Raw genomic sequence first — 22,511 nt, 5'->3', positions numbered from 1 at the left:
TGAATGTGATTGTCGCTCATTCAGCCGCAATGGCGAGCAGCGACTTGGGATCGGCCGCCGACAACATGAAATCGTTGATGCGCGGCACGATCTCCGACTTGAATCGCGAGCCGTTGAACACGCCGTAATGACCGACACCCGGTTGCACGTAGTGAACCCGGCGATGATCCGGGATCGACGAGCAGAGTCCATGCGTCGCTTCGGTCTGACCGAGACCGGAGATGTCGTCCTTCTCGCCTTCGACGGTCATCAACGCCACACGCGTGACCTTCGACGGGTCGACCAGCGTGCCGCGGTGGGTCATCTCGCCCTTCGGCAGCGCGTGTCGGATGAACACCGTCTCAACCGTCTGCAAATAATATTCCGCAGCCAGGTCCATGACGGCGAGATACTCGTCGTAGAAGTCGCGGTGCTTGTCGACCTGGTCGCCATCGCCCTTCACCAGATTGGCGAACAGCGCCTTGTGGGCGTCGACATGGCGGTCGAGGTTCATGCTGATGAAGCCGTTCAGCTGCAGGAAGCCCGGATAGACGTCGCGCATCACGCCGGGATGCGGGAACGGCACCTTGGTGATGACGTGGTTGCGGAACCAGTCGATGCCGCGCTCCTGGGCGAGATTGTTCACGCCGGTCGGATTGCGCCTGGTGTCGATCGGGCCGCCCATCAGGGTCATCGAGATCGGTGCGAACGGATCGCGCTCGGCCTCCATGACCGACACCGCGGCCAGCACCGGCACCGCCGGCTGGCACACCGCCATGACGTGCATGTTGGTGCCGAGGAAGCGCAGCATCTCGATGACGTAGTCGATGTAGTCGTCGAGGTCGAAACGGCCCTCGGCCAGCGGAACCATCCGCGCATCGGACCAGTCGGTGATGTAGACCTCGTGAGTCGGCAGGAACGCCTCGACGGTACCGCGCAACAGCGTCGCGTAATGGCCGGACATCGGCGCCACGATCAAGAGCCGGGGCTGGGGCGCGCGCAGAGGGCGGGTCAGCTTGCGGTCGAAATAGAGCAGCCGGCAGAACGGCTTTTCCCAGATCGCGCGGACCTCGACCGGGGTCCGGATGCCGTTGACCTCGGTCTCGTCGAGACCCCATTCGGGCTTGCCGTAGCGGCGCGTGGTGCGCTCGAACAGCTCGCAGGCCGCTGCGACCGACTTGCCCATCTCGGTATGCGCCCAGGGATTGAGCGGGTTCTGAAACAAGATCTTGGTGGCATCGGTGACAGCGCGCGCCGGATTGAGCGAGGCATGCGCCATTTCGTACATCCAGTACATCGGCGTCGTCAGGACCGGACTGCCTTCCGACGCCAGGGGCGGTGCACCGCCAAACTCACCTATCGGCATTCTCGTTCAACCTCTCTGCAACGCAGCATACTGCCGAATGCGTAATTAAGCGTCAATGCGGTGTTGTACGTGTCAACGCCGCAAAGCGACGAAATGAGCCCGGAAATCCACGGGAAAAGCGCAATTATTCCCCTGCCGCCAGCAGCGAGCCGGCGCGGCGCGCGCTGCGCAAAAGAGCAATGAATGCCGCAAACGACGCCAGCAGCAGGGCGGCATTGAGCCCGAGCGCGGTCAGCATCAGGTCGGACCGGAAGACGTGATCGGCCAGCAGCGCGCGCATGCCTTCGAACACGTAGGTCGGCGGCAGCGACCAGGCGACGAGCTGCAGCCAATGCGGCAGCACCTGGACGGGATAGTACACGCAGGCCAGCGGCATCAGCGCGAACATCAGCGTCCAGACGATGCTCTCGGCGCCGAGCCCGTTGCGCAGCACCAGACCCGACACGAAGATTCCGACCGCCCAGGAGGTGAAGATCAGGTTGCAGAAGAACGCGATCAGCGGCAGCCCGAGGCTGTAGAAGTTGAAGTCGAAGAACCAGACCGCGATCAGGGTCATCGGAATGATGCCGATGGCCAGCCGGATCAGGCTCATCGTCATCAGCGCCAGCAGGAATTCGATCGGCGTCAGCGGGCTCATCATCAGGTTGCCGATGTTGCGCGCCCACATCTCCTCCAGGAAGGAGATCGAGAAGCCGAGCTGGCCGCGGAACAGGATGTCCCACAGGATGACCGCGCCGATCAGCGTGCCGCCGGCTTTGGCGAAAAAGCCGGCATTGGCGGTGATGTAGGTCTGCAGGAACCCCCAGGTGATGATCTGCAGGGTCGGCCAGTACATCAGCTCCAGCAGCCGCGGCCAGGACGACAGCAGCAGGTACCAATAGCGCAGGATCATCGCGCCGATGCGGTGCGGCGAGATGTGGAGGGAAAGATCGTTCATTGCGCCGCCTCCCGGTCGCGGCCGCGGGCGACGTCGAGAAACACCTCCTCGAGCGTCGAGCGGTTGTAGCGCGCCATGATCTGCGCCGGGCTGTCGTCGTCCTCGATGCGGCCGCGCTTCATGATGATGATGCGGTCGCACAGACGCTCGACCTCCAGCATGTTGTGGGAGGCGAGCAGGATGGTGGCGCCGCGGCGCGCGCGATAGCGCTCGAGATGGCCGCGCACCCAGTCGGCGGTGTCGGGATCGAGCGAGGCCGTCGGCTCGTCCAGGAGCAGCAGCTCGGGATCGTTGATCAGCGCCTTCGCCAGCGCGACGCGCGTCTTCTGCCCGGCCGAGAGCTTGCCATTGGCGCGATCGATGAAGTCGGTCAGGTCGAGCTGCGACGCGAGTTCGGCGATCCGCTCCTTGAGGTGGTCCACCGCATAGAGCCGGCCGAAGATGGTGAGGTTCTGCCGCACCGTGAGACGCATCGGCATGTCGACATAGGGGCTCTCGAAGTTCATCCGCCCCAGCACGGCCGCCGCCTCGTCCGGCATGCTGTGGCCGAGCACGGCGACCTCGCCCGAGGTCGGCTGCACCAGCCCCATGATCATCGCAATCGTCGTGGTCTTGCCGGCACCGTTGCCGCCGAGCAGCCCGGTGATGCTGCCCCGGCGGATCGCAAAGGAGATGCCGTCGACGGCCGTCGTCGTCTTGTAGACCTTGGTCAGCCGCGACACGGCAATCGCGGGCGAAACCGAGCCGGAATCGGATGAGAGGGTCGGCACTGCGTCATCTTGCGTCATGGGAGGGGTTCATTGAGGCATTGTGCCGCAAACCGCAACAGGCCACCAACGGCCGCCCAGATTTGTCGCCGCGCCTGCGCGGCATTAGGTTCCCGTCATGACCGACGACGCCCTGATCATCGACACGCCCGACACCGACTATCGCCATCCGCGCCAGCGCGTCCGGCTCGACACCATCCTGCGGCTGCGCTGGCTGGCGGCGCTCGGTCAGTTGAGCGCGATCTTCATCGTGGTGCAGGGGCTGGAGTTCGACCTGCCGGTGGTGCCCTGTCTGGCCGTGATCAGCATCTCGGCGCTGCTCAATCTCGGCCTGCAGATCGCCTTCAATCCGATGCAGTTGCTGGAGCCGGCCCACGCCGGTGGCCTGCTCGCGCTCAACATCATCGAGCTGACGGTGCTGCTCTATCTCACGGGAGGGCTCGAGAATCCGTTTTCCTACATGTTCCTGGCGCCGGTGCTGATCTCGGCGACCGCGCTGCCGGTCCGCCTGACGATCATGCTCGGCCTGCTCGCCGTGGCCTGCGCCACCGCCTTGTTCTTCATGCACCTGCCGCTGCCGTGGGAAGGCGAGGAGCCGCTGATCTTCCCGCCGATCTATCTGTTCGGCGTCTGGCTTTCGATCGCGCTCGCGATCGGCGTCACCAGCCTCTATGCGTTCCAGGTGACCGAGGAGGCACGGAAGCTGTCGGACGCGCTGGCGGCCACCGAGCTGGTGCTGGCGCGCGAGCAGCACCTCACCCAGCTCGACGGTCTCGCGGCGGCCGCCGCGCACGAGCTCGGCACCCCGCTCGCGACCATCGTGCTGATCTCGCGCGAGTTGGAGCGCGCCCTGCACGACAACAGCCAGGTCACGTCCGACATCAAGACCCTGCGCGAGCAGGCGCAGCGCTGCCGCGACATTCTCGGCAAGATCACCCAGCTGTCCTCGATCGGGTCGATGTACGACCGGATGAAACTGTCGACCTTGATCGAGGAGACGGTCGCACCGCATCGCGACTTCGGCGTCGACATCAAGGTGCGCGTCGCGGTGGCCGCAGCCAAGGAACCGGTCGGCTCACGGAATCCTGCGATCCTCTATGGCGTCGGCAACATCCTGGAGAATGCCGTCGATTTCGCGCGCAACGCCGTCGAGGTGAACGCCTGGTGGAACAACGAGACGGTCGAGATCGTGGTGTCCGACGACGGCCCCGGCTTCGCACCTGATATCCTGAAGCGGATCGGCGAGCCCTATCTGTCGCGGCGGCCGAGCGTCGAGGACGGCCCGGGAGGTAACCAGGGCGGCGGACTCGGGCTCGGCGTGTTCATCGCCCGCACCCTGCTGGAGCGGACCGGGGCCAAGGTCTCGTTCAGCAATCGCACCTTCCCCGACCACGGCGCCGTGGTCCAGATCGTCTGGCCGCGGCGGCGCTTCGAGGCCAGCGAGGACGACGATGGCGAGGCGGAGCCGGAATGAAACCCGCGGGGCAGCCGCCCCTGGCGTGCTCCTGGCATACAGCGCACCCGCCCCTGCGCGGCGTCACGCCGCAGACTGCGGCAACCCGCGATCTTGGCAGCGGCGACTCGGCAGACCATATGAGGATGGACCAGATCGTCTCGCAACCATCGAGCCTTCTTCTCAAGGATATATGACCGTGGGCGCCATCGCCGAACTGACGAACCACCCGGACCGCTCTCTCCTCATCGTGGAGGACGACAAGCCGTTCCTGGAGCGCCTGTCGCGCGCCATGGAGACTCGCGGCTTCACCGTCACCTCCTGCGAAAGCGTCGCCGAAGGTATTTCACAGATCGGCAAGGCGGCGCCGGCCTTTGCCGTGGTCGACCTCCGGCTCGGCGACGGCAACGGCCTCGACGTGGTGTCGGCGCTGAAGCGCAAGCGTCCCGAAGCCCGCGCCATCGTGCTGACCGGCTACGGCAACATCGCCACCGCGGTGACCGCGGTGAAGATGGGCGCGGTCGACTATCTCGCCAAGCCGGCCGATGCCGACGACGTGGTCGCCGCGCTGCTGTCGACCACCAGCGAAAAGTCCGAGCTGCCGCAGAATCCGATGTCGGCCGACCGCGTGCGCTGGGAGCACATCCAGCGCATCTACGAGATGTGCAATCGCAACGTCTCGGAAACGGCGCGCCGCCTCAACATGCACCGCCGCACCCTGCAGCGCATCCTCGCCAAGCGCGCACCGAAGTAAGCGAGCGCTTGCTCGCTCCGGCGTCAGTGCGTCTTCACGAACGCCTGTAGCGCGTGGAAGACCGTGCGCCGCGGGTTGCGGCTGCACCAGTTGCGCATCCAGCTGTCGACCTCGGTCAGATCGAGCTTGATCTGCCGGCCCTCGTCGCCGCGGTCCGCATTGATCGCGGAGACGTAGCCCATCATCCACTGCTGATATTTTGATATGGCGTTGACGTAGGGTTCGTCGCCATTGCTGATCGCCTTGTAGGTGCCGGGCGGCTGCTCCTCGGCGGCGGCGATGAAGCGCTCGCAGGAATCGGCCCCCACGCCGAGGACGTAGAACGCCTTTTCCTCCGCGCGGACTCCAGTCGCGAAGAGCAGTGCCAACGCCAAGACCACCCGTCGCATCTGTCGTCCCTGTCCGCACCCCTGGGCTGGATACTGCTCGAACCTTAAAATTGTTCCGGCATGTTGCGCCCTATGCGGGGCAATTATCAGGCAAAGCCGGGGAAATTGCCGGGAGGCCAGACGGGTCGATGCTGTCGCCCTTGGCAACAGTCCTGAATCGGGCGCGGGTGCACGATAGGCTGATAGGCGCCACGATTCGCCGGCTCGCGTCAGCTCTCCCCGGCCAGCCGGGAGAAATCGGCCAGCACGGCGGCGATCAGCTCTCGGTGCCTGGTATCCTGTTCCGCAAGACTCGCGGCGTAGAGGTTTAGCAGATAGCGCGCCTTCGCGGCAGCTTCCGGCCACGACGCAGCCGCGTGGGCGAGCAGGTGCTGCTCGAGAACCGCCTGGCGCTCGCGCAGGTCCCGTGCGTGAGTTTCGGCCTCCGCCAACGCGCGACGCAGGTCCACGGCCTTCTGCGCGCTCATCCCGCGGTGGCTGTCGAGATCGAACGGTTCGTCAGTCATCCGATGCACTCGCGTCGATACGCTGCGCGTCTGCAAGATCGGCCGAACTGATGGATACCATCTCGACGGCACCAGAGTGCGGACGGTCGGCGGGCAGCATCATCATCGTCGCGACCCGGCGGTAGGCAGCAAAGGACAGCCCCTCGATCATCTCTTCGTCCGTGACCACCTCATAGGTGCCTTCCGGCAGGAGACGCTCGATGCTTCTGATCCGGAACGGATGTCTGAAGGTGACGAATTCGCGCCGCGAGCGAATGCTCATCTGCGCCTACCTTTCGCAACAGGCCCGCTGTCGCTGTCGCAACCTCAAGGCTTTTACGAAGCATGCGCCTTGCAGCCGGCAATAGCCACCGCTTTCTCGTCAGCACGAAGGATGAGCGGCTGGGCCGTCATCGCGCCGTGTCGCTGCGCTTTGGTGCTCGCTATTGCAGGAGCCAGGGTGTATCAATAGTGATCACCGCCATTCCGACGGCATTCACCGGTGACTGAGGGTCACGAGCGCTCCCGCCGCAAACCACGCGAGGGATAGCCAATGCCGCAGTTTCGTCTGAGCGAGTGGATCGTTCCACCCATCATCGTGCCGCTGCTGCTGATCCTTCTCGCGCTCGCAACTGCCGCGCTGCATTCGTAGATCAGACCGCCGTGCGCCCCGTCGGCGCCGGTGGACGAAGGCCACCCGACGACAAGGCAGTGACGCCGCGCACGCAGGATCGACACGGCGCCTTCGTTCGATGCGCTGAACCAGCTCCAACCCGAGTCGAGGAGACCGACATGGCCAAAGGTCAGCAAAAAAGCAATCGGGAAGCCAAGAAGCCCAAGAAGGAGAAGCCCAAGAGCATTGCCGCAGCGCCGAGCCAGAAGGCCGGAGCATGGCAGCCGGATTTTTCCAACGACAAGAAGAAGCGTTAGGGGCTTTCCGGTCTCACCAGTCTGGATGGTTCTCCCGCATGCAAGGCCGCGCGCAATGCGGTGGCGATGCGGCCGACCGTACTGGCAGCGCAAAGGACAGAACATGGCGCGCGAAACGATCTATTTCGTCCAGGCGTTCAGCACCGGCCGGGGCGGACGCCCGAAAGCCGAGACGCCGATCGCCTGCAAGACGGAATCGAGCGCGCTCCGAACTGCGGAACGACTGGTGTCGAGCAAGGCAGGCGTCGTCGCCTTCTCGTCATCGGGCGATCCCGACATGGGCGACTATGACGATGAGCCGACGGTTTTCTTCCGCCACGGCGAGTTGCCGTCGGCTTTCGATTGAGATGCGCACCCGCTTTGCCGCCGGCAACCACCGCCGAGCGCCCCCTTGGATGACGTCCGCCCATCTGCGGCGCCCTCCGAACCTGATCGGACACACACATGATTGAGTTTCCAAATCACAGCCGCTCCTATGATCGCACGCGACGTGCCGTACGGTTCTGGGGCTACGACAGCGCAATCGAAGCGTCGTTCTTCGTCGACGAGGGCGCGTTGAGACGCCTTCAACCCGACACCTGTCCGGACGAGTCCGGCTTTCTGACTGCGTTCGATTCCAACCGTGAGCGCATCTGCGCCGCCGCCGCCAAGGTCTATGTCCGAGGAAGCCGGGGATCCTACGATCTCGTCGCTGCAAATTTTTGACGGCGCTGCCTGCGGATCGGCTCTCAGCGATGCGATGTCTCTCATCTCGAGAGTCGTGACCTGACGGAGCCTGCGTCACCTACCTAGGCAGGGAACCCCGTCCAGTGGAGCGCACTTGAGGATTCTCTAGAGGTCCGCGTGGCCCTGCGGGTCGATCAGCCGGTTGATCCGCTGCGCCGCCGCGAGCCCGAAGCGCACCGTCATCAGCTTGCGCGTCGCCGCCGGCAATCTGTGTTCGGGCGCCTCGCAATGCAGGTGGGCGCCATAGGCATCGGCGACGATCAGGCCGGTGTCCCGCGGAAAGATCTCGCACGGCAGATCCTGCGTGAAGGCGAAGAACAGCCGGTCGCAATGGGCACGGTAATCCTCCCATTTGTGATCGGCGCGCAGATCCTCGACCGACGACTTGATCTCGACGATCCAGATCTCGCCGCGCTCGTTCAGCGCCACCAGGTCGGCGCGACGGCCCGACGGCAGCGGCAGCTCGCTGATGGTGGCAAAGCCGAGCGAGCGCAGCAGCCGCGAGGTGCCGCGCGCGATCGAAAGCGCCGTTTCCGACTGGCGGCGGTCGACTGGGACGAGGCTGATTCTGGCGGCTGACGAGTCCATCGCTGCAGCATAGCCGATTCCAGGCGTCTCCCAAGCCCTGTTGACGCCCCGATGCGGGCCGCTGCAGCGCGGAGCCGCGGCGGAGCTCCGCACCGACAGCCGCCTTTTCACTTGGCGCATTGCGAAAAATCGGCATGCTGGCGCCCATGACCGAGCAGAACCAGACCAGGGCGAAGGCCGGCGCGATGATCGTGCCCGTCACGCCGTTCGAGCAGAACTGCACCATCCTGTGGTGCGAGGCGACGAAGAAGGCGATCGTGATTGATCCCGGCGGCGACGTGCCGAACATCCAGGCGGCGATCGCGCAGGCCAATGTCACCGTGGAGAAGATCTGGCTGACGCATGGCCATATCGATCACGTCGGCGGCGCGGCCGATCTGCGCGACCAGCTGAAGGTGCCGATCGAGGGACCGCATGTCGCCGACAAATTCCTGCTCGACAACGTCGTCGCCAGCGGCGCGCGCTTCGGCATCACGGGCGTGCGCGACGTGACGCCCGACCGCTGGCTCGAGGAAGGCGATACGGTCGAGATCGGCGAGCTCGTCTTCGACATCCTGCACTGCCCCGGCCATTCGCCGGGCAGCATCGTGTTCTTCAACAAGGACATGCGCTTCGCCCATGTCGGCGACGTCTTGTTCAACGGCTCGGTCGGCCGCACCGACCTGCCCGGCGGCAGCCACGACACGCTGATCCGCTCGATCAAGGACAAGCTGCTGCCGCTCGGCGATGACGTCGGCTTCATCTGCGGCCACGGCGCCGGCTCGAGCTTCGGCCAGGAGCGGATGACGAACCCGTTCCTGACGGGGATGGCCTGAGACGAACTACTTCAGGCCGGCCGCCTGCAGCGCGCGCTCGATCACCGCGGCCACGTCGATCACACGGCGCCGCTTCTGCGGCGGCGCCTGCGTCGGGACGGCGGTCGCGGGCTTGAGAACCGGCGGCGCGTCGGCCGGCGTCATGTCGACCGCCTTCGCGCCTGACGGCCTTGGAGCTGAAGGCTTGATTTCGACCGGCGTAACGGCCGGCTTCGCGGCCACCGCTTGCCCGACCACCGGCGCGGCTGGCCCGGATCCCGGCAACTCGGGTTTCGGCTTCGCGGCCTTGCCGGAAGCAGACCGCGTCCCCTTCGCCCGCGCCGGCGGACGCGCCGGTGTCGGCTTGACCGGCGCCGCCTTGACCGGTGTCTCCGGCACGGGCTTGGCCTCGGTCGGCTCGACCGCGGCCGGCGCATCCGGCCGCCGCAGCATTTTCGTCAGGGCCGGCAGCGCCGAGATCGGCGACACCTCGGGAATGAGCTTCGTGCTCGGCGAGGTCGCGACCGGCTTCGGCTGACGGATCCAGTCGGTCACGCCGAAGAACTTCGCGATCAGATAGGACGAGGAGATGCCGGCTTCGAGCAGGAACGGCCCGGCCTTGCCATAGCGCTTGTCGTTGGCCGCGACGCCGATCGGCGTGCCATGCGCCATGTTGGAGATGGTGAAGGATTCGACCACGGTCTCGCCATCGGCATTCCACCACTGCTCATGCGGATAGCCGTTGACCTCGCCTGCGGCCATCGGCGCCAGCGGCAGGTGATGCAGGTCGAGCCATTGCTTGACGATCTCGCCGGCATTGTCCGGATGCACCGTGTAGTCGGCGGTGCCGTGCCACACCGACAGCTTCGGCCATTTGCCGCGATGGCTGGAGGCGCGGCGCACGAGATCGCCGAGCTCGCCGGCCGGCCGCGCCGGCGGCATCCGCATCTGCAGGATGGCGTCGCGCATGTTGCGCGCGGTGCCGAATGGCAAGCCGGCGATCACGGCGCCAGCCGCGAACACCTCCGGATGCGCCGCCAGCATCGCCATGGTCATGGCGCCGCCCGCCGACAGGCCGGTGACGAAGATGCGGTTCGCATCGATGGCGTAGTCGGCCACCATGCGGGCGATCATCTCGCGGATCGAGGCGACCTCGCCCTGGCCGCGCGTGATGTCCTCGGGCTGAAACCAGTTGAAGCAGCGCTGCGGATTGTTGATGCGCTGCTGCTCCGGCATCAGCAGCGCGAAGCCGAAATGCTTTGCGAGCGTCGACCAGCCGGCGCCGAGATCATACTCGGCGGCGCCCTGCCCGCAGCCGTGCAGCACGACGACGAGCGGCAGCAGCGGCTGTCGCTGCGCCGGCACATGGGCGAACATCTTCAGACGGCCGGGATTGCTGCCGAAGCTTTCGACCTCGACCAGCGGACATTCGGGCGCGGGATGGGACTGGCGGTGGAAATCTGCGAATCCGGTGATGCCATTCAGCTCGCGCAGCCGTCGCAAATACTCAACATTTTCAGCGAGGGACAACGGCAGCTCCTTGGCAGTCACGGATCAAACCCACCATCACCCAGATGGTTGCTGCAGCGCAAAAGAAAAAGCCCGCGAGATTGCGGAGCTCGGCAATTTGATTGCGAATTTCGCTCTTGCTGCGATCTAAATGCCACGCCGACGCGGCTCTTCACACAGCAATCACCGAAATGCGAACCGACGAGGCGTTCGATCGCCGCAAGCGTGAAAGCGACACGCGACGCAACCCGGAAAGGCAGTCACCACGTTTGGCAAGTCGCCATTGCAGCCACAGGTCAACGAATCGACCACCCCGCGCCGAGTGTGAGCACCGATCGGCGATCAGTAAACAAACAAATGGCAGCCATGCACCGGTCGTCCCGCGCGGCAAGATGATTGCCTCGCACCGAGGCGCCAATTAGCCTGATCGGCAAGCAACAACGAATTCCGCTTGGGAGAAAACACATGGCGCGGCTCAAATTCGGCGCGTTCCTCGCTCCGCATCATCCGATCGGCGAGCATCCGATGCTGCAATTCCGCCGCGACCTCGATCTGGTCTCGCAGCTCGACGAGCTCGGCTATGACGAGTTCTGGTGCGGCGAGCATCATTCCAGCGGATGGGAGACGATCGCCTCGCCCGAGATGTTTCTCGCTGCTGCCGGCGAGCGCACCAAGCGCATCAGGCTCGGCACCGGCGTCATCTCGCTCCCCTACCATCATCCCTACAACGTCGCGCAGCGCATGGTGCAGCTCGATCACATGACCGGCGGCCGCGCCATCTTCGGCTCGGGGCCGGGCGCGCTCGCCTCCGATGCCCACACGCTCGGCATCGATCCGATGACGCAGCGTGACCGTCAGGACGAGGCGATCGCGGTCATCCGCCGCCTGTTCAACGGCGAGCGCGTCACCGCCAAGAGCGACTGGTTCACGATGAACGACGCGGCCTTGCAGATCCTGCCCTTGCAGGAGGAAATGCCGTTCGTCGTGGCGTCGCAGATCTCGCCGTCCGGCATGACGCTCGCAGGCAAATACGGCATCGGCATCATCTCGCTCGGCTCGATGTCGACCCAGGGCCTGATGGCGCTGCCGCAGCAATGGGAGTTCGCCGAGGACGCGGCGAAGAAGCACGGCACCACCGTGAGCCGCGCCAATTGGCGCGTGCTGCTGTCGTGGCACATCGCCGAGACGCGCGAGCAGGCGCGCCGCGAGGCCGGCCCCGGGCTGATGCGCTGGCACAACGAATATACGGTCGGCACCCTGATGCGGCCGGGTTTGAAACCATTCGCCTCGCCGGACGAGGCTGTCGACAAGACCGCCTTCGTCGAGGGCGCGGCGTCGACGATCGGCACGCCCGACGATCTCGTCAAGACGATCAAGAACCTGATGCAGGTGTCGGGCGGTGTCGGCCACATCATCGGCTTCGTGCACGACTGGGCCAATCCGGAGAACACGCGCCGCAGCTGGGACATGGTCGCGCGCTATGTCGTGCCGGAGATCAACGGCTACATCGACGGCCTGCGCCGCTCGCAGAAATTTGTCATCGAGAACCGCGACATCTTCGAGCGCGCGGGACAGGCCGTGATGGCCAAGATCATGGACAACGACAAGGCCGCCGCGGCGCTGTCGCAGACCGGACCCGGCCGCATCGCGATTCCCGCGGTGAATGCGCCGGATCTGCAGGAAGCGGCGAAGCGGAGGGGATGAGAGTGTAGGGCGGATTAATACTACTGCGTCACAAATTTCTTCTTTTGGGCTTTGAGACAAGGCCGCAGCATGGGCATCGAGGTAAGGTTCTGGCGAGCATGCGCGTCAGCCGTATGCGCATGGTTGCAATCGAGTTCGGGATGTGGCGCTCAGGCCGCGCGGGCGGCGCCTCTGGGTCGATAATCGTCGGGTAAGGCAGGCGCCTGGATTGCCCAGGTGGAACGTGGTCCTGAGGGAGGAATCGTCGCCTGCTCGGCGATGAGGAAGCCGTAAGCCGCGATGCACAGCGTGGCGTGGTGATGGAAGCCGCGCCAGCCCCGTCCCTCGTAGTGGCCGAGCCCGATCTCCTGCTTCAGCTCTTCATAATCGCGCTCGACCCTCCAGCGCAGCTTCGTGAAGTCGATAAGCTTCCGGAAGGTGGTTGTCGCAGGCAATGTCGAGAGCCAATATCTGGTCGGCTCCTTTTCCTCTTTGGGCCATTCTATCAGCAGCCACTCCGATTTCAGTTGCTCCGGGATCAGCTTGTTGTGCCCGACACGAACGCGCACCCGGGCGAAGCGCGATGACAGCCATTCGGCCGAACCCTGGCGCCACCGGATCGTGTGCCAAGCCTCCTTTGGCAGGCCACACGCAACCTTCTTGGCCGAGACCAGGTCAGGCTCGTCACGACGACCCGTGTTGTTCAGCGGCTTTCCTTTCCGCCGCGGACCGCTCCCGGGCGGCCACATCAAGGTGTTGGGCAGAATGCCCGCGACATAGGTCAATCCGAGCGCCGTGATCTCCGTGCGCAGTTGCGAGTCACGCCCGTAGCCGGAGTCCATCAAGACCACCCCACGCGGCAGACCGGCTTCACATACAGAGCGGATCTGATCGAGCGCGATCCTCGACTTGGTCTTGAACTTGATGTCTTTGGGCACGCCTGCCTTCTTTCGCCGCGTGCGGTCCTTGGTCCAGACGTCCGGCAGATACAGCCGATAGGCCACCGGCAGGCTGGCGGCGTGGTTGGCAATCGACAGCGTCACCGCCACCTGGCAATTGGCCTGCTTGCCGAGCTCGCCACAATATTGGTGGTGCACGCCGACCGAATGCTTTCCCTTCTTGGCAAACGACGTGTCGTCGAGAATCCAGGCCTCGATCGGCCCGGCTTTCTCCATCGCCGGCAGCACCATCTCGCACACCTTGGCCAGTACCTTCTCGTCCGACCAGGGTGAGGCATTGACGAAGTGCAGCAGCGACTGATGCTGGGCCGCCGTCCGCGCCGGCGCCGTCCTGGCCGCCATCGGTTCTACGCTCTTGCGCTCCCCGGGCAGCATCAGGCCTGTACAATAATCGTGAAGCGGGTTTACTCTGTCCGCGTGCCCGATCTCGCTCGCGAGACCTTCGATATAGGCTGAAAATCGACGCGCACTGGCTTCCTCAGGCTTGAGATCCATTCGACCCTCCCGCGCGTGAAAGTCTGAATCTCTACAAATACTTGATTCTTAGCCGGGTATATCGTCGATTTTTGACTCAGTAGTACTAATCCGCCCTACGCACGGCTACCTCACCGCCGCGACCAGCCTCTCGCACTCAGCGAGCGTCGCGATCTGCTTCAGCGTCTCGCGCAGCGCCGGCAGGTCGACGGGCTTCTGGAATTGCGGATAGACCACGAGCCCGAGCACGGTCGCGAGGCGGACATGCTCCTCGCGCGTGGCGTCCTCGGCGCCGCTGATGAAGATCACCGGCGTGCGCGATTTCAGCTCGTTGAGCAGCAGCAGGATGTCGGCGCCGCAGCGATCGCCGAGCGACAGATCCAGCGTGATGCAGTCGAAGGTCCGCTGGCGCAGCAGATCGGCCGCCGCCTCGACCGACGTCACGCAGGTCGCCTCGTAGCCGCACTGCGCGGCGATCTTGCGCAGGATCGAGAGATGCACCTCGGCATCCTCGATCACCAGCAACTGATTGCTCATGCCCTTGCCCTCGTCGCACGTTGACCCGACGTCAAGTCAGGCCGTTGCTAGATGCCGCCGATGGCCGCGAGGTAAACATTCGGCTCCGTGGATTTACGGGTGAAGGGGACGCGGGGGCCGCCTGGGGCGAGGCGGACCTGATGACGTGCGGGCCAGCCGGAGCAGGCTCGCAGCGAGTGTGGTCATCGATGCCGACTCGGCGCCATCTCGTCGAGCGCCGCCTCAACCCGGTCGACGTATCCCGCCAGCAACACCGCGAACTTTTTGATCCAGCCAATCGCGATGCAATTGCCGCGTTCGATGCAACCGGCGATGGTGCCGCAACCATGTCGAATCGACGTCGCGCGCTGGGGCAAAGCATGACGAAATCTGGAGTGGCCGGGATTGCGGCCGCGTTGGCGAGCATCGTCCTCGCGGGATCAGCGCTGGCGGCCGACCTGCCGGTGAAGGCATCGCCGGTTGTGGCCGCGCCGTCGTGGACCGGCGTCTATGCCGGCGTGTCGGTCGGCGCCCGCTGGGCCGACAATGATTGGCGGACCAGCGACATCTCGCCGAACTTCGGGGCCGGCGTGTTCGTGCCGACGGCCGGCACCGGCGGCGCCATAGACAGCGTGGCGGCCAGGATCGGAGGCTATCTCGGCGTCAACTGGCAGTTCGCCCCGTCATGGGTCGCAGGCCTCGAGGGCGACCTTGGATGGGCCGACAACAAGACGACCGCGAATCCCCTGCCGGGAACCACCGGGCTGTTCTTCGGCGCGCCGCTGGTCGGCCTTCCCACCGGCTCCGTGAAGGAGACGTGGGACGGCAGCGTGCGCGCCCGGCTCGGCTATCTGGTTACGCCGGACACGCTGGTCTATGGCAGCGGCGGCGTGGCGTGGCAGCGCCTCGAGCTGAACGCCAACTGTACCGTTGTTCCAGGCAATGCTTTCTGCTTCGGCAATCCGCACAACGAGACCCAGGCATCGACCAGGGTCGGCTGGACCGTCGGCGGCGGCGTCGAGCACATGATCGGCGGCCACTGGATCGTGCGCGCCGACTATCGCTACGCGGATTTCGGCACCTGGACCCAGACCTTCTTCGTTCCCGGCGGCGTCGGCCCCGGATTCGACGACCGCTTCACCGCGCACGTCACGACGCGCACCCACACCGCGACAGTGGGACTCGCCTACAAGTTCTGAGGCGCGGTCGGTCCTGATGAATGCAAGGTGGGCAAAGCAGCCGCCGCAGGCGGCAGCGTGTCCATTATTGATCTCAGAGCTCCTCAGAAGATGGTGGGCACGGCGCCACCGCAAGCGAGCCCGCCGAGCGATCAACGGATCGCCTTTGCCCGCCCTACGGCCGCGTGATCCGCGGCGACATCAACCTATGACTTGCCAGCTTTTGGTCACACAGTCTGATCTCCGGAGATGGAGGCGCCAGCAACCGCATGGCGGACACCGGCGCAGCGAGCGTCACGAAAATTTTCTTAACCCGGACCTGCTACCTCTCGCGCGTAGGATGCTTCAGGCAGCCCGCCGCCTCGACCCGGCGGGCTTTTCCGTGGGAAAGCTCGCCAATGTCACTCTCGTCAGCCAGGAACTACGCGCTGCGCGCCGAACGGTCGCAGGATCCCAAGGAGGCCGCCGACCTCCTGGCAAAGGCGATCCTGGAGCTGGCCGCCTCGATCGAGGCAACCGACGCCAAGGTGAAGAAGATCAACAAATCGGGCGGCTGATGGTCTCGGCGTCCAGATCGGAACGCGTGGCGACTTCTGCTTGTGGCGCGGCTTGCTCGCCCCGAAAGATGATCCGCTGATCCTGCGTCGATTGACCGCCGATATCGCGGCATTACTCGCGAGCGACAGCAGGAAGTATTGGCGACCGTCCGGGCCGACGGGCAAATCGCTTCCAGCAAAGCGCCTTTGAGAACGCGAAGCCGCACCGCGCCGGCCTGCCGATCGCAGGCTCATCACCATAAGGCGGTGCGCGCCGAAAAACTCATTTCACGAACCAGCTCAATCACATCACCCCTGTCCAGTCCCGCGCGCGAAAATATTTTGCTTTCGTTTTTCCGAATTTCGCATATCGTCGCGTCGTCCCGTCTCGATCAGAGGGGCGCTTCGCGGTCGTCACGAACGTTGAGGCGGGATGCGGTGGGCGCGTCGATGTTGCAGCGTGGGGTGATCCCGCGCCGACGAACAGCAGAGATGCGCACGGTCAAGTCGCGTGGTCCTGGCACCCCGATGCTGGTGTTACGCTTGCGGCAGCGCTCACGCGTCGCGCAGGCAACGGTGGCCAACAAGCCCGGCGCACCGGGGAGAACGCGAAGCAGCCGTCAAAACCATCGCGCGGGGAATGCCGGGATGCCTCGGCTGAACCTGTGGTACCTGCCGCCTGCATTTTTTTCTGCAGGCGGGCCATGGGTGCGGCCAGCGCCCGGCATTCCCCGTGCCCTCTTCCCAGGGAGGGCAGCAAGTCCAGCAGGACTCGGACGCATGAAGCGCGTCGCGAGATCGCGAACGCGTGCGATGCAGCACAACTACACCGAGACGAAATAACGCAGCGTATTGCATGATGGCTGCATCCGCCCTTCAATGAAGCGTCGGCGCGTCGCCGCGCCCCGCCGCCCCGAAAACGGAGCCTGCTTGATGTCGATGCAAAGTGTGGCCACGCCATCGTTCCGCCTGACCTCGCCGCGGCGCAACTCGCTGACCCATATCCCCGGCGACGAAGGCTGGCCGATCATCGGCAAGACATTCGAGACCCTCGCCGACCCCAAGGGCCACGTCGAGCGCAACGCCAGGAAGTATGGCCACGTCTACCGCACCCACATGTTCGGCGACGTCAACGTCGTGCTGCTCGGCCCCGAGGCCAACGAGCTGGTGCTGTTCGATCAGGCCAAGCTGTTCTCGTCGGCGCATGGCTGGGGCCACATCCTCAACCTGCTGTTTCCGCGCGGCCTGATGCTGCTCGATTTCGACGAGCACCGCATGCACCGCAAGGCGCTGTCGGTCGCCTTCAAGGCCGGGCCGATGAAGTCCTATCTCGCCGGCCTCGATCGCGGCATCGCCGCGCGCATCGCGCAGTGGAAAGCGAATCCGGGCGAGATGCTGTTCTATCCGGCGATCAAGCAGCTCACGCTCGACCTCGCCGCGACGTCCTTCCTCGGCACCGAGATCGGCCCGGAGGTCGACGCCATCAACCGCGCCTTCGTCGACATGGTCGCAGCCTCAGTGGCGCCGATCCGCAGGCCGCTGCCAGGCACGCAGATGGCGCGCGGGGTCAAGGGCCGCCAGCGCATCGTCGCCTATTTCTCGGAGCAGATTCCGCTGCGCCGCGCCAAGGGCGAGGGCGACGATCTGTTCTCGCATCTGTGCCGCGCCACCGACGACCACGGCGCGCTGCTGTCGACGCAGGACATCGTCGACCATATGAGCTTCCTGATGATGGCGGCGCACGACACCCTGACCTCGTCGCTGACCTCCTTCATCGCCCAGCTCGCCGCGCATCCACAGTGGCAGCAGAAGCTGCGCGAGGAGGTCGCGAGCCTCGGCCTCGCCAAGGACGAACCGATGAGCTCGGAGCATCTGGAGAAGATGAAGCTCACCGAGATGGCGTTTCAGGAGACGTTGCGGCTGATGCCGCCGGTGCCGTCGCTGCCGCGCCGTCCGATCCGGGACTTCACCTTCAAGGGTTTTGCGATTCCCGCCGGCACCGGCGTCGGAATCAATCCGATGTACACCCACCACATGCCGGAGATCTGGCCGGAGCCGGAGCGGTTCGACCCGATGCGCTTCACCGACGAGGCCCAGCGCGGCCGCCACCGCTTCGCCTGGGTGCCGTTCGGCGGCGGTGCGCACATGTGCCTCGGCCTGCACTTCGCCTACATGCAGGTGAAGTGCTTCGCGCGGCACTTCCTCGCCAACCTCGAAGTCTCCTTCGCCCCCGACTATCGGCCGGACTGGCAGGTCTGGCCGATCCCGAAGCCCCGCGACGGACTGAAGGTGCAGCTGAAGGCGGTTTGATCGCAATGTGCCGACAACTGGAAGACCAGCGTACGCCGACAAAACTGGATCGCTTCGCTTGCGCTCGCGATGGCGGAGGTTAGACCACGGCTCTCTCAGCGCGTCATTGCGAGCGAAGCGAAGCAATCCAGGGTGATGAGCGCCCTCCGCTACTCCACCGCATCCCCGAGCAGCTTGCGCATCGCGGCGTAGCCCTGCTGCTGCTGGCTCCAGTTGCGGCCGCCGGTGATGGCGCCGTCGATGACGAGATCATGGCCGTTGATGAAGCTGGATTCGTCGCTGGCGAGAAACACCGCGGCATAGGCGATGTCGTCGGGCAGGCCGGCGCGCGGAATCGGCTGCGCCGTGGCGTAGGCGTTGCGGATCGTCTCCGGCGTCTTCTCGGCCGCTTCGGTCGAGAGGCCGAGCGCCTTGCCGAAGATGCCGGTGGCGATCAGTCCCGGCGAGATCGAGTTGACGCGCACGCCGGATTCGCCGAGCTCCATCGCCACGCATCTCGTCAGATGGACCACGGCCGCCTTGGCCGTGCTGTAGACCAACGAGGTGGAGAAGCCGGCGAGCCGGCCGGCGATCGAGCCGTTGTTGATGATACTGCCGGCGCCCTGCTTCTTCATGTGGGGCGCTGCGTATTTCATGCCGAGCATGACGCTGCGCACCAGCACCGCCATGGCCTGGTCGAAGCGATCGGCGTCGAGGCCTTCGATGCCGCCGGTCTGCGCCGGGCCGCCGGCGTTGTTGAACACGCAATCGAGCCGGCCGAAGCGCTCGACCGCGCCATCGATCAGCTCCCGCACCTGCTCGTCGACCGTGACGTCGGTCTGCCGGAATACGCAATTCGCTCCGAGCCGGCTCGCCAGCGCCTCGCCCTCCGCGCTGCGCCGGCCAGCGACGACGACCTTCGCACCCTCGGCCACGAAGATTTCCGCCGTGCGCAGGCCGATGCCGCTGGTCGCGCCCGTGATCACGGCGACCTTGCCCTCCAACCGTCCCATTCCCTACTCCTTGCGTTGCTGCTACGTGCTCGTTCTTGGCGGCGGAATAATAAGCGCCCGAGTTCCGCCGCGGAACCGTCATCGTGCGCGCCAAACGGCAACACACGCAAGACGGCTTCCATCAACCGGACAAATTACCGCCACGTCGGCCTTAATTTGGTTGCGCAGTTGAGGCTCATGGATGTCCATGACGCGACTCATCGACGACATCAAGCGGATCTGGCGCGGCGAGCAGCAGCCTTCCCTGACATGGAGCTGCATGTTTGCCGCGATGTGCCTGCTCGCAGCCACGGCGATCCGCTACGGCATGGCGCATCTGCGGCCCGACGTGTTCTTCACGCCCTACATGCCGGCCGTCTTCTTCGCCACCGCGATGGGCGGATCGGGCGTCGGCCTGGCAACGGCGATCGCAGGCGCAGCGCTCGGCCTGACGCTCGATTTTGGCGGCGGTCCGGCGGATGGCGCCCGGCTCGCGCTGATGGCGATGTATATGGTCGTGGCGCTGCTGGTGATCTGGGGCGTCGATCACTACCGGCGGCTGGCCGGCAAGCAGCGCGAGATCGCCCGGCGGCTCACCGAGGAGGAGCAGTATCGCAAGCTCCTGGTCGACGAGCTGCATCACCGCCTCAAGAACAAGACCTCGACCATTCACGCCGTGCTGCATCAGGTGCTGTACGACCAACCGCAGGTGTGGAGCCGCATCGACCAGCGCATCCGCGCGCTCGCGACCGCCGACGATTTGGTCGCGCGCGCCGAAGGACAGGGCTGCGACCTCAAGGACCTGCTGGTGTCGGAGCTCGGGCCTTATGGCCAGGTCCGCTTCGAGCTCCACGGCCCGCCGCTGTTCCTGCCCGCCAAGCTCGCCGTCAGCCTCGCTTTGATCTTCCACGAGCTGGCGACCAATGCCGGCAAATACGGCGCCTTCGCCTCGCCGCGCGGCTTCCTTCAGGTGTCATGGACGATGCAGGAGGACCGTCTCCATCTGACCTGGGACGAGGCCGCGGGTCCGCCGATCGGTCCGGTCGGCATGCCCGGTTTCGGGAGCAAATTGCTCAAGGCCGCGTTGTCGTCGTTCGACGGCAGGACCGAGACCAGCTTTCTCGAATCCGGCCTTCACTGCACCTTGCAGTGTCGCGTGCCACCGAATTGAATTGGCCGCCGGGCGGCCAATCCTGCCTGCGACTTTCGCCGCATGCGTCCGGTCGCGTCGTTCTTCCGATTCAGGAACGGTTAATGACGCCGCGGCACAAAGCTCCGTTCTTTCCAAGACTTGGCGCGCGCGTTCCGGGTTTCTACGTAGCGCTTAACTAAAATGAAGCGGGAACTTTGCACAATCGGCGCATGTACAGCAGCGACCGATTCAACTTTTCTCCCGGACCGAACGAGGGGCTGGGCTCGACCGAGGCCGAGTTGCGCTTCCTGCGCACCGTCCTCAGCCAGCTTCCCTCGGGCGTCACGGTCCAGGACGAGCACGGTCGCTTTCTGCTGGTCAACGATACGGCCGCCGTCCAGCTCGGCGCCGCCGCCAACAGCATCGACGGCCTCTCGGCGCCGCATCTCCACAACAGGCGCACGGCCTGCCGCGAGATCCTTGGCCGGGGACGAACGGTGATCGGCGAGGAAAAGGTGGCAGGCGAGCGCGGCGGGCAGACCCTGCTGACAGCGCATCGGCCGGTTCGCATCGGCGACCAGAGCGTCCTCATCTCCAGCTCGGCCGACATCAGCGAGCAGAAGGAGTTCGAGGACCAGCTGTTTCGCGCCGCCTATTATGACGAATTGACCGGCCTGCCGATGCGCCGCGTGGTCGAGCATCGCGCCGACCTCCTGGTCCGGCGCGGCCGCGTCGACGGACGCTTCGCACTCGCCTTTCTCGACCTCGATAATTTCAAGTACATCAACGACTATTACGGCCACGCCACCGGCGATGCGCTGCTGGTCGAGCTCGCCAAGCGCATCAGCCGCGACCTGCGCGAGTCGGACCTGCTGTCGCGCATCAGCGGCGACGAGTTCCTGCTGCTGCTGCATCCGATCGAGCGTGCCGAGGAGGTCGCCGAATTCCTGCACGACATGCTGGACCGCCTGAACGCGCCCTTCTTCATCGACGGCGCGGAGGTGTTCGCCTCCGCGTCCGTCGGAGTCAGCCTGTTTCCCGAGCATGGCGCAAGCTACGACGTGCTGCGCCAGAACGCGGATCTGGCGATGTACCGCGTCAAGAACAGCGGCAAGGGCACGCTGGCCTTCTTCTCCAGCGCGATGGAGCACGAGGCGCTGGCGCGCATGAAGGTCGAGCAGTCGCTGCGGCTCGCGATCCTGGAAAAGCGCTTCTGCTGCGCGTTCCAGGCCAAGGTCGACATCCGCACCGAGGAGATCAAGGGCATCGAGGCGCTGGTACGGCTGCGCGACAATGAAGGCGTGATCCAGGCGCCAGGCTCCTTCATCAATCTCGCCGTCGAGCTCGGCCTGATCGACGAGCTCGCCCATCTCGTGCTGGACGAGATCGTCAAATCGATCGATCTGATCAACGACGCGTTTGGACCGGACGCGACGATCAGCATCAACGTCGCGGCGAAACAGGCGTCGAATCCGGAATTCATGCAGCCCTTCGCGCTGGCGATCGCGGCGACCGGCTTTCCCAAGCGGTTCATGATCGAGGTCACCGAGGACGCGTTCGTGACCCGCAGCCATTTCCAGGATGAGATCGTGCCGCTGCTGCGCGGGATCGGCGTCGGCATCTCGATCGACGATTTCGGCATCGGCTATTCGTCGCTATCGGCGCTCGCCGACATCACGGCGGACGAGATCAAGATCGACCGCTCCTTCATCACCGACATTCATAAGCGGCCGCGCAGCCAGGGCATCCTGCGCGCGATCGAATCCCTGAGCGAGGCGCTGGGCATGACGGTGATCGCGGAAGGCATCGAGTCGTTCGAGGAGCTCGCCTATCTGCAGGCCGCGACCAAGATCCGCTATGCGCAGGGCTACTACTTCTCGCGTCCGATCTTCCTGGAAGAGCTGAAGCCGGCGGCCCCGCTTGCAAGCGAAGCGCGCATCAGTCTCGCCAGTCGCCCTGTGCAGGAAAATCGCCAGGCCTATGCGCGCAGCAGCCGCTATCGGCGTTGACCTCTCGGAGGACGGAGCCCTTCAGCACAAAATATGAGCGTCACCGGCTGCCGCTGAAAGCGCCTT

General features: G+C 65.1%; 23 protein-coding genes. 12 read left to right on the top strand and 11 right to left on the bottom strand.

Annotated elements, in window-relative coordinates:
* Nucleotides 1-16 precede the first annotated feature (16 nt).
* The 3 genes from QX128_RS16955 to QX128_RS16945 form a co-directional block, all read right to left on the bottom strand.
* Complete coding sequence (locus tag QX128_RS16955) at nt 17-1,345, bottom strand: polyhydroxyalkanoate depolymerase (protein WP_315803830.1); 1,329 nt, start codon at nt 1,343-1,345, stop codon at nt 17-19.
* A gap of 124 nt (nt 1,346-1,469) precedes the next feature.
* Nucleotides 1,470-2,282 carry an ABC transporter permease gene (locus tag QX128_RS16950; RefSeq protein ID WP_316238011.1) on the bottom strand — a complete coding sequence of 271 codons (813 nt, stop codon included), beginning with the start codon at nt 2,280-2,282 and terminating at the stop codon, nt 1,470-1,472.
* Nucleotides 2,279-3,070 carry an ABC transporter ATP-binding protein gene (locus tag QX128_RS16945; protein WP_316238010.1) on the bottom strand — a complete coding sequence of 264 codons (792 nt, stop codon included), beginning with the start codon at nt 3,068-3,070 and terminating at the stop codon, nt 2,279-2,281. Before QX128_RS16945 ends, QX128_RS16950 begins: the two co-directional genes overlap by 4 nt.
* A 97-nt stretch (nt 3,071-3,167) precedes the next feature.
* Here QX128_RS16945 and QX128_RS16940 point away from each other — a divergent pair, with 97 nt between their 5' ends.
* Both QX128_RS16940 and QX128_RS16935 read left to right on the top strand, forming a co-directional pair.
* Complete coding sequence (locus tag QX128_RS16940) at nt 3,168-4,523, top strand: ActS/PrrB/RegB family redox-sensitive histidine kinase (RefSeq protein ID WP_316238009.1); 1,356 nt, start codon at nt 3,168-3,170, stop codon at nt 4,521-4,523.
* A 178-nt stretch (nt 4,524-4,701) separates the two neighbouring features.
* Nucleotides 4,702-5,256 carry an ActR/PrrA/RegA family redox response regulator transcription factor gene (locus QX128_RS16935; protein WP_315715137.1) on the top strand — a complete coding sequence of 185 codons (555 nt, stop codon included), beginning with the start codon at nt 4,702-4,704 and terminating at the stop codon, nt 5,254-5,256.
* A 23-nt stretch (nt 5,257-5,279) separates the two neighbouring features.
* Here the strand turns inward: QX128_RS16935 and QX128_RS16930 are convergent, their stop codons facing one another.
* From QX128_RS16930 to QX128_RS16920, 3 genes are all read right to left on the bottom strand, one after another.
* Nucleotides 5,280-5,645: a hypothetical protein gene (locus QX128_RS16930; RefSeq protein WP_316238008.1), complete on the bottom strand. Its 366-nt coding sequence runs from the start codon at nt 5,643-5,645 to the stop codon at nt 5,280-5,282.
* 209 nt (nt 5,646-5,854) lie between these two features.
* Entirely contained in the window at nt 5,855-6,151 is a 297-nt protein-coding gene (locus tag QX128_RS16925) for a hypothetical protein (RefSeq protein WP_316215310.1), read from the bottom strand.
* On the bottom strand, nt 6,144-6,413 hold the full coding sequence (locus QX128_RS16920) for a hypothetical protein (RefSeq protein ID WP_316179156.1): 270 nt from the start codon (nt 6,411-6,413) through the stop codon (nt 6,144-6,146). Before QX128_RS16920 ends, QX128_RS16925 begins: the two co-directional genes overlap by 8 nt.
* 509 nt (nt 6,414-6,922) lie before the next feature.
* On the opposite strand from QX128_RS16920, the gene QX128_RS16915 reads away from it, so the two are divergent.
* The 3 genes from QX128_RS16915 to QX128_RS16905 all read left to right on the top strand — a co-directional run bounded on the left by QX128_RS16915 (nt 6,923) and on the right by QX128_RS16905 (nt 7,765).
* Nucleotides 6,923-7,060 (top strand): hypothetical protein, encoded by a 138-nt coding sequence (locus QX128_RS16915; RefSeq protein ID WP_316215311.1) that lies wholly within the window; start codon nt 6,923-6,925, stop codon nt 7,058-7,060.
* Nucleotides 7,061-7,163: 103 nt separating this feature from the next.
* Entirely contained in the window at nt 7,164-7,406 is a 243-nt protein-coding gene (locus tag QX128_RS16910; protein WP_315803839.1) for a hypothetical protein, read from the top strand.
* Nucleotides 7,407-7,504: 98 nt separating this feature from the next.
* Complete coding sequence (locus tag QX128_RS16905; RefSeq protein WP_315803840.1) at nt 7,505-7,765, top strand: DUF1488 domain-containing protein; 261 nt, start codon at nt 7,505-7,507, stop codon at nt 7,763-7,765.
* 126 nt (nt 7,766-7,891) lie between these two features.
* Here the strand turns inward: QX128_RS16905 and QX128_RS16900 are convergent, their stop codons facing one another.
* Nucleotides 7,892-8,374, bottom strand: coding sequence for an MmcB family DNA repair protein (locus QX128_RS16900; protein WP_316238007.1), 483 nt, complete (start codon nt 8,372-8,374; stop codon nt 7,892-7,894).
* A gap of 146 nt (nt 8,375-8,520) precedes the next feature.
* On the opposite strand from QX128_RS16900, the gene QX128_RS16895 reads away from it, so the two are divergent.
* On the top strand, nt 8,521-9,189 hold the full coding sequence (locus QX128_RS16895) for an MBL fold metallo-hydrolase (RefSeq protein WP_316238079.1): 669 nt from the start codon (nt 8,521-8,523) through the stop codon (nt 9,187-9,189).
* A gap of 6 nt (nt 9,190-9,195) precedes the next feature.
* Here the strand turns inward: QX128_RS16895 and QX128_RS16890 are convergent, their stop codons facing one another.
* The gene (locus QX128_RS16890; RefSeq protein WP_316238006.1) at nt 9,196-10,698 is read right to left on the bottom strand and encodes a PHB depolymerase family esterase; all 1,503 of its coding nucleotides are present in this window, start codon (nt 10,696-10,698) and stop codon (nt 9,196-9,198) included.
* 444 nt (nt 10,699-11,142) lie between these two features.
* On the opposite strand from QX128_RS16890, the gene QX128_RS16885 reads away from it, so the two are divergent.
* Nucleotides 11,143-12,381, top strand: a complete 1,239-nt coding sequence (locus QX128_RS16885; RefSeq protein WP_315803843.1) for an LLM class flavin-dependent oxidoreductase — start codon at nt 11,143-11,145, stop codon at nt 12,379-12,381.
* A gap of 149 nt (nt 12,382-12,530) precedes the next feature.
* Here the strand turns inward: QX128_RS16885 and QX128_RS16880 are convergent, their stop codons facing one another.
* Both QX128_RS16880 and QX128_RS16875 read right to left on the bottom strand, forming a co-directional pair.
* Nucleotides 12,531-13,814: an IS701 family transposase gene (locus QX128_RS16880; protein ID WP_316238005.1), complete on the bottom strand. Its 1,284-nt coding sequence runs from the start codon at nt 13,812-13,814 to the stop codon at nt 12,531-12,533.
* 105 nt (nt 13,815-13,919) lie between these two features.
* Nucleotides 13,920-14,330 (bottom strand): response regulator, encoded by a 411-nt coding sequence (locus QX128_RS16875; RefSeq protein WP_316238004.1) that lies wholly within the window; start codon nt 14,328-14,330, stop codon nt 13,920-13,922.
* A 359-nt stretch (nt 14,331-14,689) separates the two neighbouring features.
* On the opposite strand from QX128_RS16875, the gene QX128_RS16870 reads away from it, so the two are divergent.
* The 3 genes from QX128_RS16870 (at nt 14,690) to QX128_RS16860 (ending at nt 18,333) form a co-directional block, all read left to right on the top strand.
* Nucleotides 14,690-15,508, top strand: coding sequence for an outer membrane protein (locus QX128_RS16870; RefSeq protein WP_316238003.1), 819 nt, complete (start codon nt 14,690-14,692; stop codon nt 15,506-15,508).
* A gap of 377 nt (nt 15,509-15,885) precedes the next feature.
* Complete coding sequence (locus tag QX128_RS16865) at nt 15,886-16,044, top strand: hypothetical protein (RefSeq protein ID WP_315803846.1); 159 nt, start codon at nt 15,886-15,888, stop codon at nt 16,042-16,044.
* 912 nt (nt 16,045-16,956) lie between these two features.
* Nucleotides 16,957-18,333 carry a cytochrome P450 gene (locus QX128_RS16860; protein ID WP_316238002.1) on the top strand — a complete coding sequence of 459 codons (1,377 nt, stop codon included), beginning with the start codon at nt 16,957-16,959 and terminating at the stop codon, nt 18,331-18,333.
* 149 nt (nt 18,334-18,482) lie between these two features.
* On the opposite strand, the gene QX128_RS16855 is transcribed toward QX128_RS16860, so the two are convergent.
* Entirely contained in the window at nt 18,483-19,325 is an 843-nt protein-coding gene (locus QX128_RS16855) for a glucose 1-dehydrogenase (RefSeq protein ID WP_316238001.1), read from the bottom strand.
* Nucleotides 19,326-19,506: 181 nt separating this feature from the next.
* Here QX128_RS16855 and QX128_RS16850 point away from each other — a divergent pair, with 181 nt between their 5' ends.
* The gene (locus QX128_RS16850; protein ID WP_316238000.1) at nt 19,507-20,475 is read left to right on the top strand and encodes a sensor histidine kinase; all 969 of its coding nucleotides are present in this window, start codon (nt 19,507-19,509) and stop codon (nt 20,473-20,475) included.
* 191 nt (nt 20,476-20,666) lie between these two features.
* On the top strand, nt 20,667-22,445 hold the full coding sequence (locus QX128_RS16845) for a putative bifunctional diguanylate cyclase/phosphodiesterase (protein ID WP_315803850.1): 1,779 nt from the start codon (nt 20,667-20,669) through the stop codon (nt 22,443-22,445).
* The last annotated feature ends 66 nt before the right edge of the window (nt 22,446-22,511 follow it).

Origin of the sequence: Bradyrhizobium sp. SZCCHNR1015, assembly GCF_032489875.1 — a bacterium.
In the GTDB taxonomy this organism is placed as follows: Bacteria; Pseudomonadota; Alphaproteobacteria; order Rhizobiales; family Xanthobacteraceae; genus Bradyrhizobium.
Note: the sequence above shows the minus strand (reverse complement) of the source record. Positions and strands in the feature narration are given on the sequence as shown.

Excerpts from the sequence above, each read along its gene's own strand:
- QX128_RS16955 (WP_315803830.1), bottom strand. The coding sequence starts at position 1,345 with ATGCCGATAGGTGAGTTTGGCGGTGCACCGCCCCTGGCGTCGGAAGGC.
- QX128_RS16950 (WP_316238011.1), bottom strand. The coding sequence starts at position 2,282 with ATGAACGATCTTTCCCTCCACATCTCGCCGCACCGCATCGGCGCGATG.
- QX128_RS16945 (WP_316238010.1), bottom strand. The coding sequence starts at position 3,070 with ATGACGCAAGATGACGCAGTGCCGACCCTCTCATCCGATTCCGGCTCG.
- QX128_RS16940 (WP_316238009.1), top strand. The coding sequence starts at position 3,168 with ATGACCGACGACGCCCTGATCATCGACACGCCCGACACCGACTATCGC.
- QX128_RS16930 (WP_316238008.1), bottom strand. The coding sequence starts at position 5,645 with ATGCGACGGGTGGTCTTGGCGTTGGCACTGCTCTTCGCGACTGGAGTC.
- QX128_RS16925 (WP_316215310.1), bottom strand. The coding sequence starts at position 6,151 with ATGACTGACGAACCGTTCGATCTCGACAGCCACCGCGGGATGAGCGCG.
- QX128_RS16920 (WP_316179156.1), bottom strand. The coding sequence starts at position 6,413 with ATGAGCATTCGCTCGCGGCGCGAATTCGTCACCTTCAGACATCCGTTC.
- QX128_RS16915 (WP_316215311.1), top strand. The coding sequence starts at position 6,923 with ATGGCCAAAGGTCAGCAAAAAAGCAATCGGGAAGCCAAGAAGCCCAAG.
- QX128_RS16910 (WP_315803839.1), top strand. The coding sequence starts at position 7,164 with ATGGCGCGCGAAACGATCTATTTCGTCCAGGCGTTCAGCACCGGCCGG.
- QX128_RS16905 (WP_315803840.1), top strand. The coding sequence starts at position 7,505 with ATGATTGAGTTTCCAAATCACAGCCGCTCCTATGATCGCACGCGACGT.
- QX128_RS16900 (WP_316238007.1), bottom strand. The coding sequence starts at position 8,374 with ATGGACTCGTCAGCCGCCAGAATCAGCCTCGTCCCAGTCGACCGCCGC.
- QX128_RS16895 (WP_316238079.1), top strand. The coding sequence starts at position 8,521 with ATGACCGAGCAGAACCAGACCAGGGCGAAGGCCGGCGCGATGATCGTG.
- QX128_RS16885 (WP_315803843.1), top strand. The coding sequence starts at position 11,143 with ATGGCGCGGCTCAAATTCGGCGCGTTCCTCGCTCCGCATCATCCGATC.
- QX128_RS16880 (WP_316238005.1), bottom strand. The coding sequence starts at position 13,814 with ATGGATCTCAAGCCTGAGGAAGCCAGTGCGCGTCGATTTTCAGCCTAT.
- QX128_RS16875 (WP_316238004.1), bottom strand. The coding sequence starts at position 14,330 with ATGAGCAATCAGTTGCTGGTGATCGAGGATGCCGAGGTGCATCTCTCG.
- QX128_RS16870 (WP_316238003.1), top strand. The coding sequence starts at position 14,690 with ATGACGAAATCTGGAGTGGCCGGGATTGCGGCCGCGTTGGCGAGCATC.
- QX128_RS16865 (WP_315803846.1), top strand. The coding sequence starts at position 15,886 with ATGTCACTCTCGTCAGCCAGGAACTACGCGCTGCGCGCCGAACGGTCG.
- QX128_RS16860 (WP_316238002.1), top strand. The coding sequence starts at position 16,957 with ATGTCGATGCAAAGTGTGGCCACGCCATCGTTCCGCCTGACCTCGCCG.
- QX128_RS16855 (WP_316238001.1), bottom strand. The coding sequence starts at position 19,325 with ATGGGACGGTTGGAGGGCAAGGTCGCCGTGATCACGGGCGCGACCAGC.
- QX128_RS16850 (WP_316238000.1), top strand. The coding sequence starts at position 19,507 with ATGTCCATGACGCGACTCATCGACGACATCAAGCGGATCTGGCGCGGC.
- QX128_RS16845 (WP_315803850.1), top strand. The coding sequence starts at position 20,667 with ATGTACAGCAGCGACCGATTCAACTTTTCTCCCGGACCGAACGAGGGG.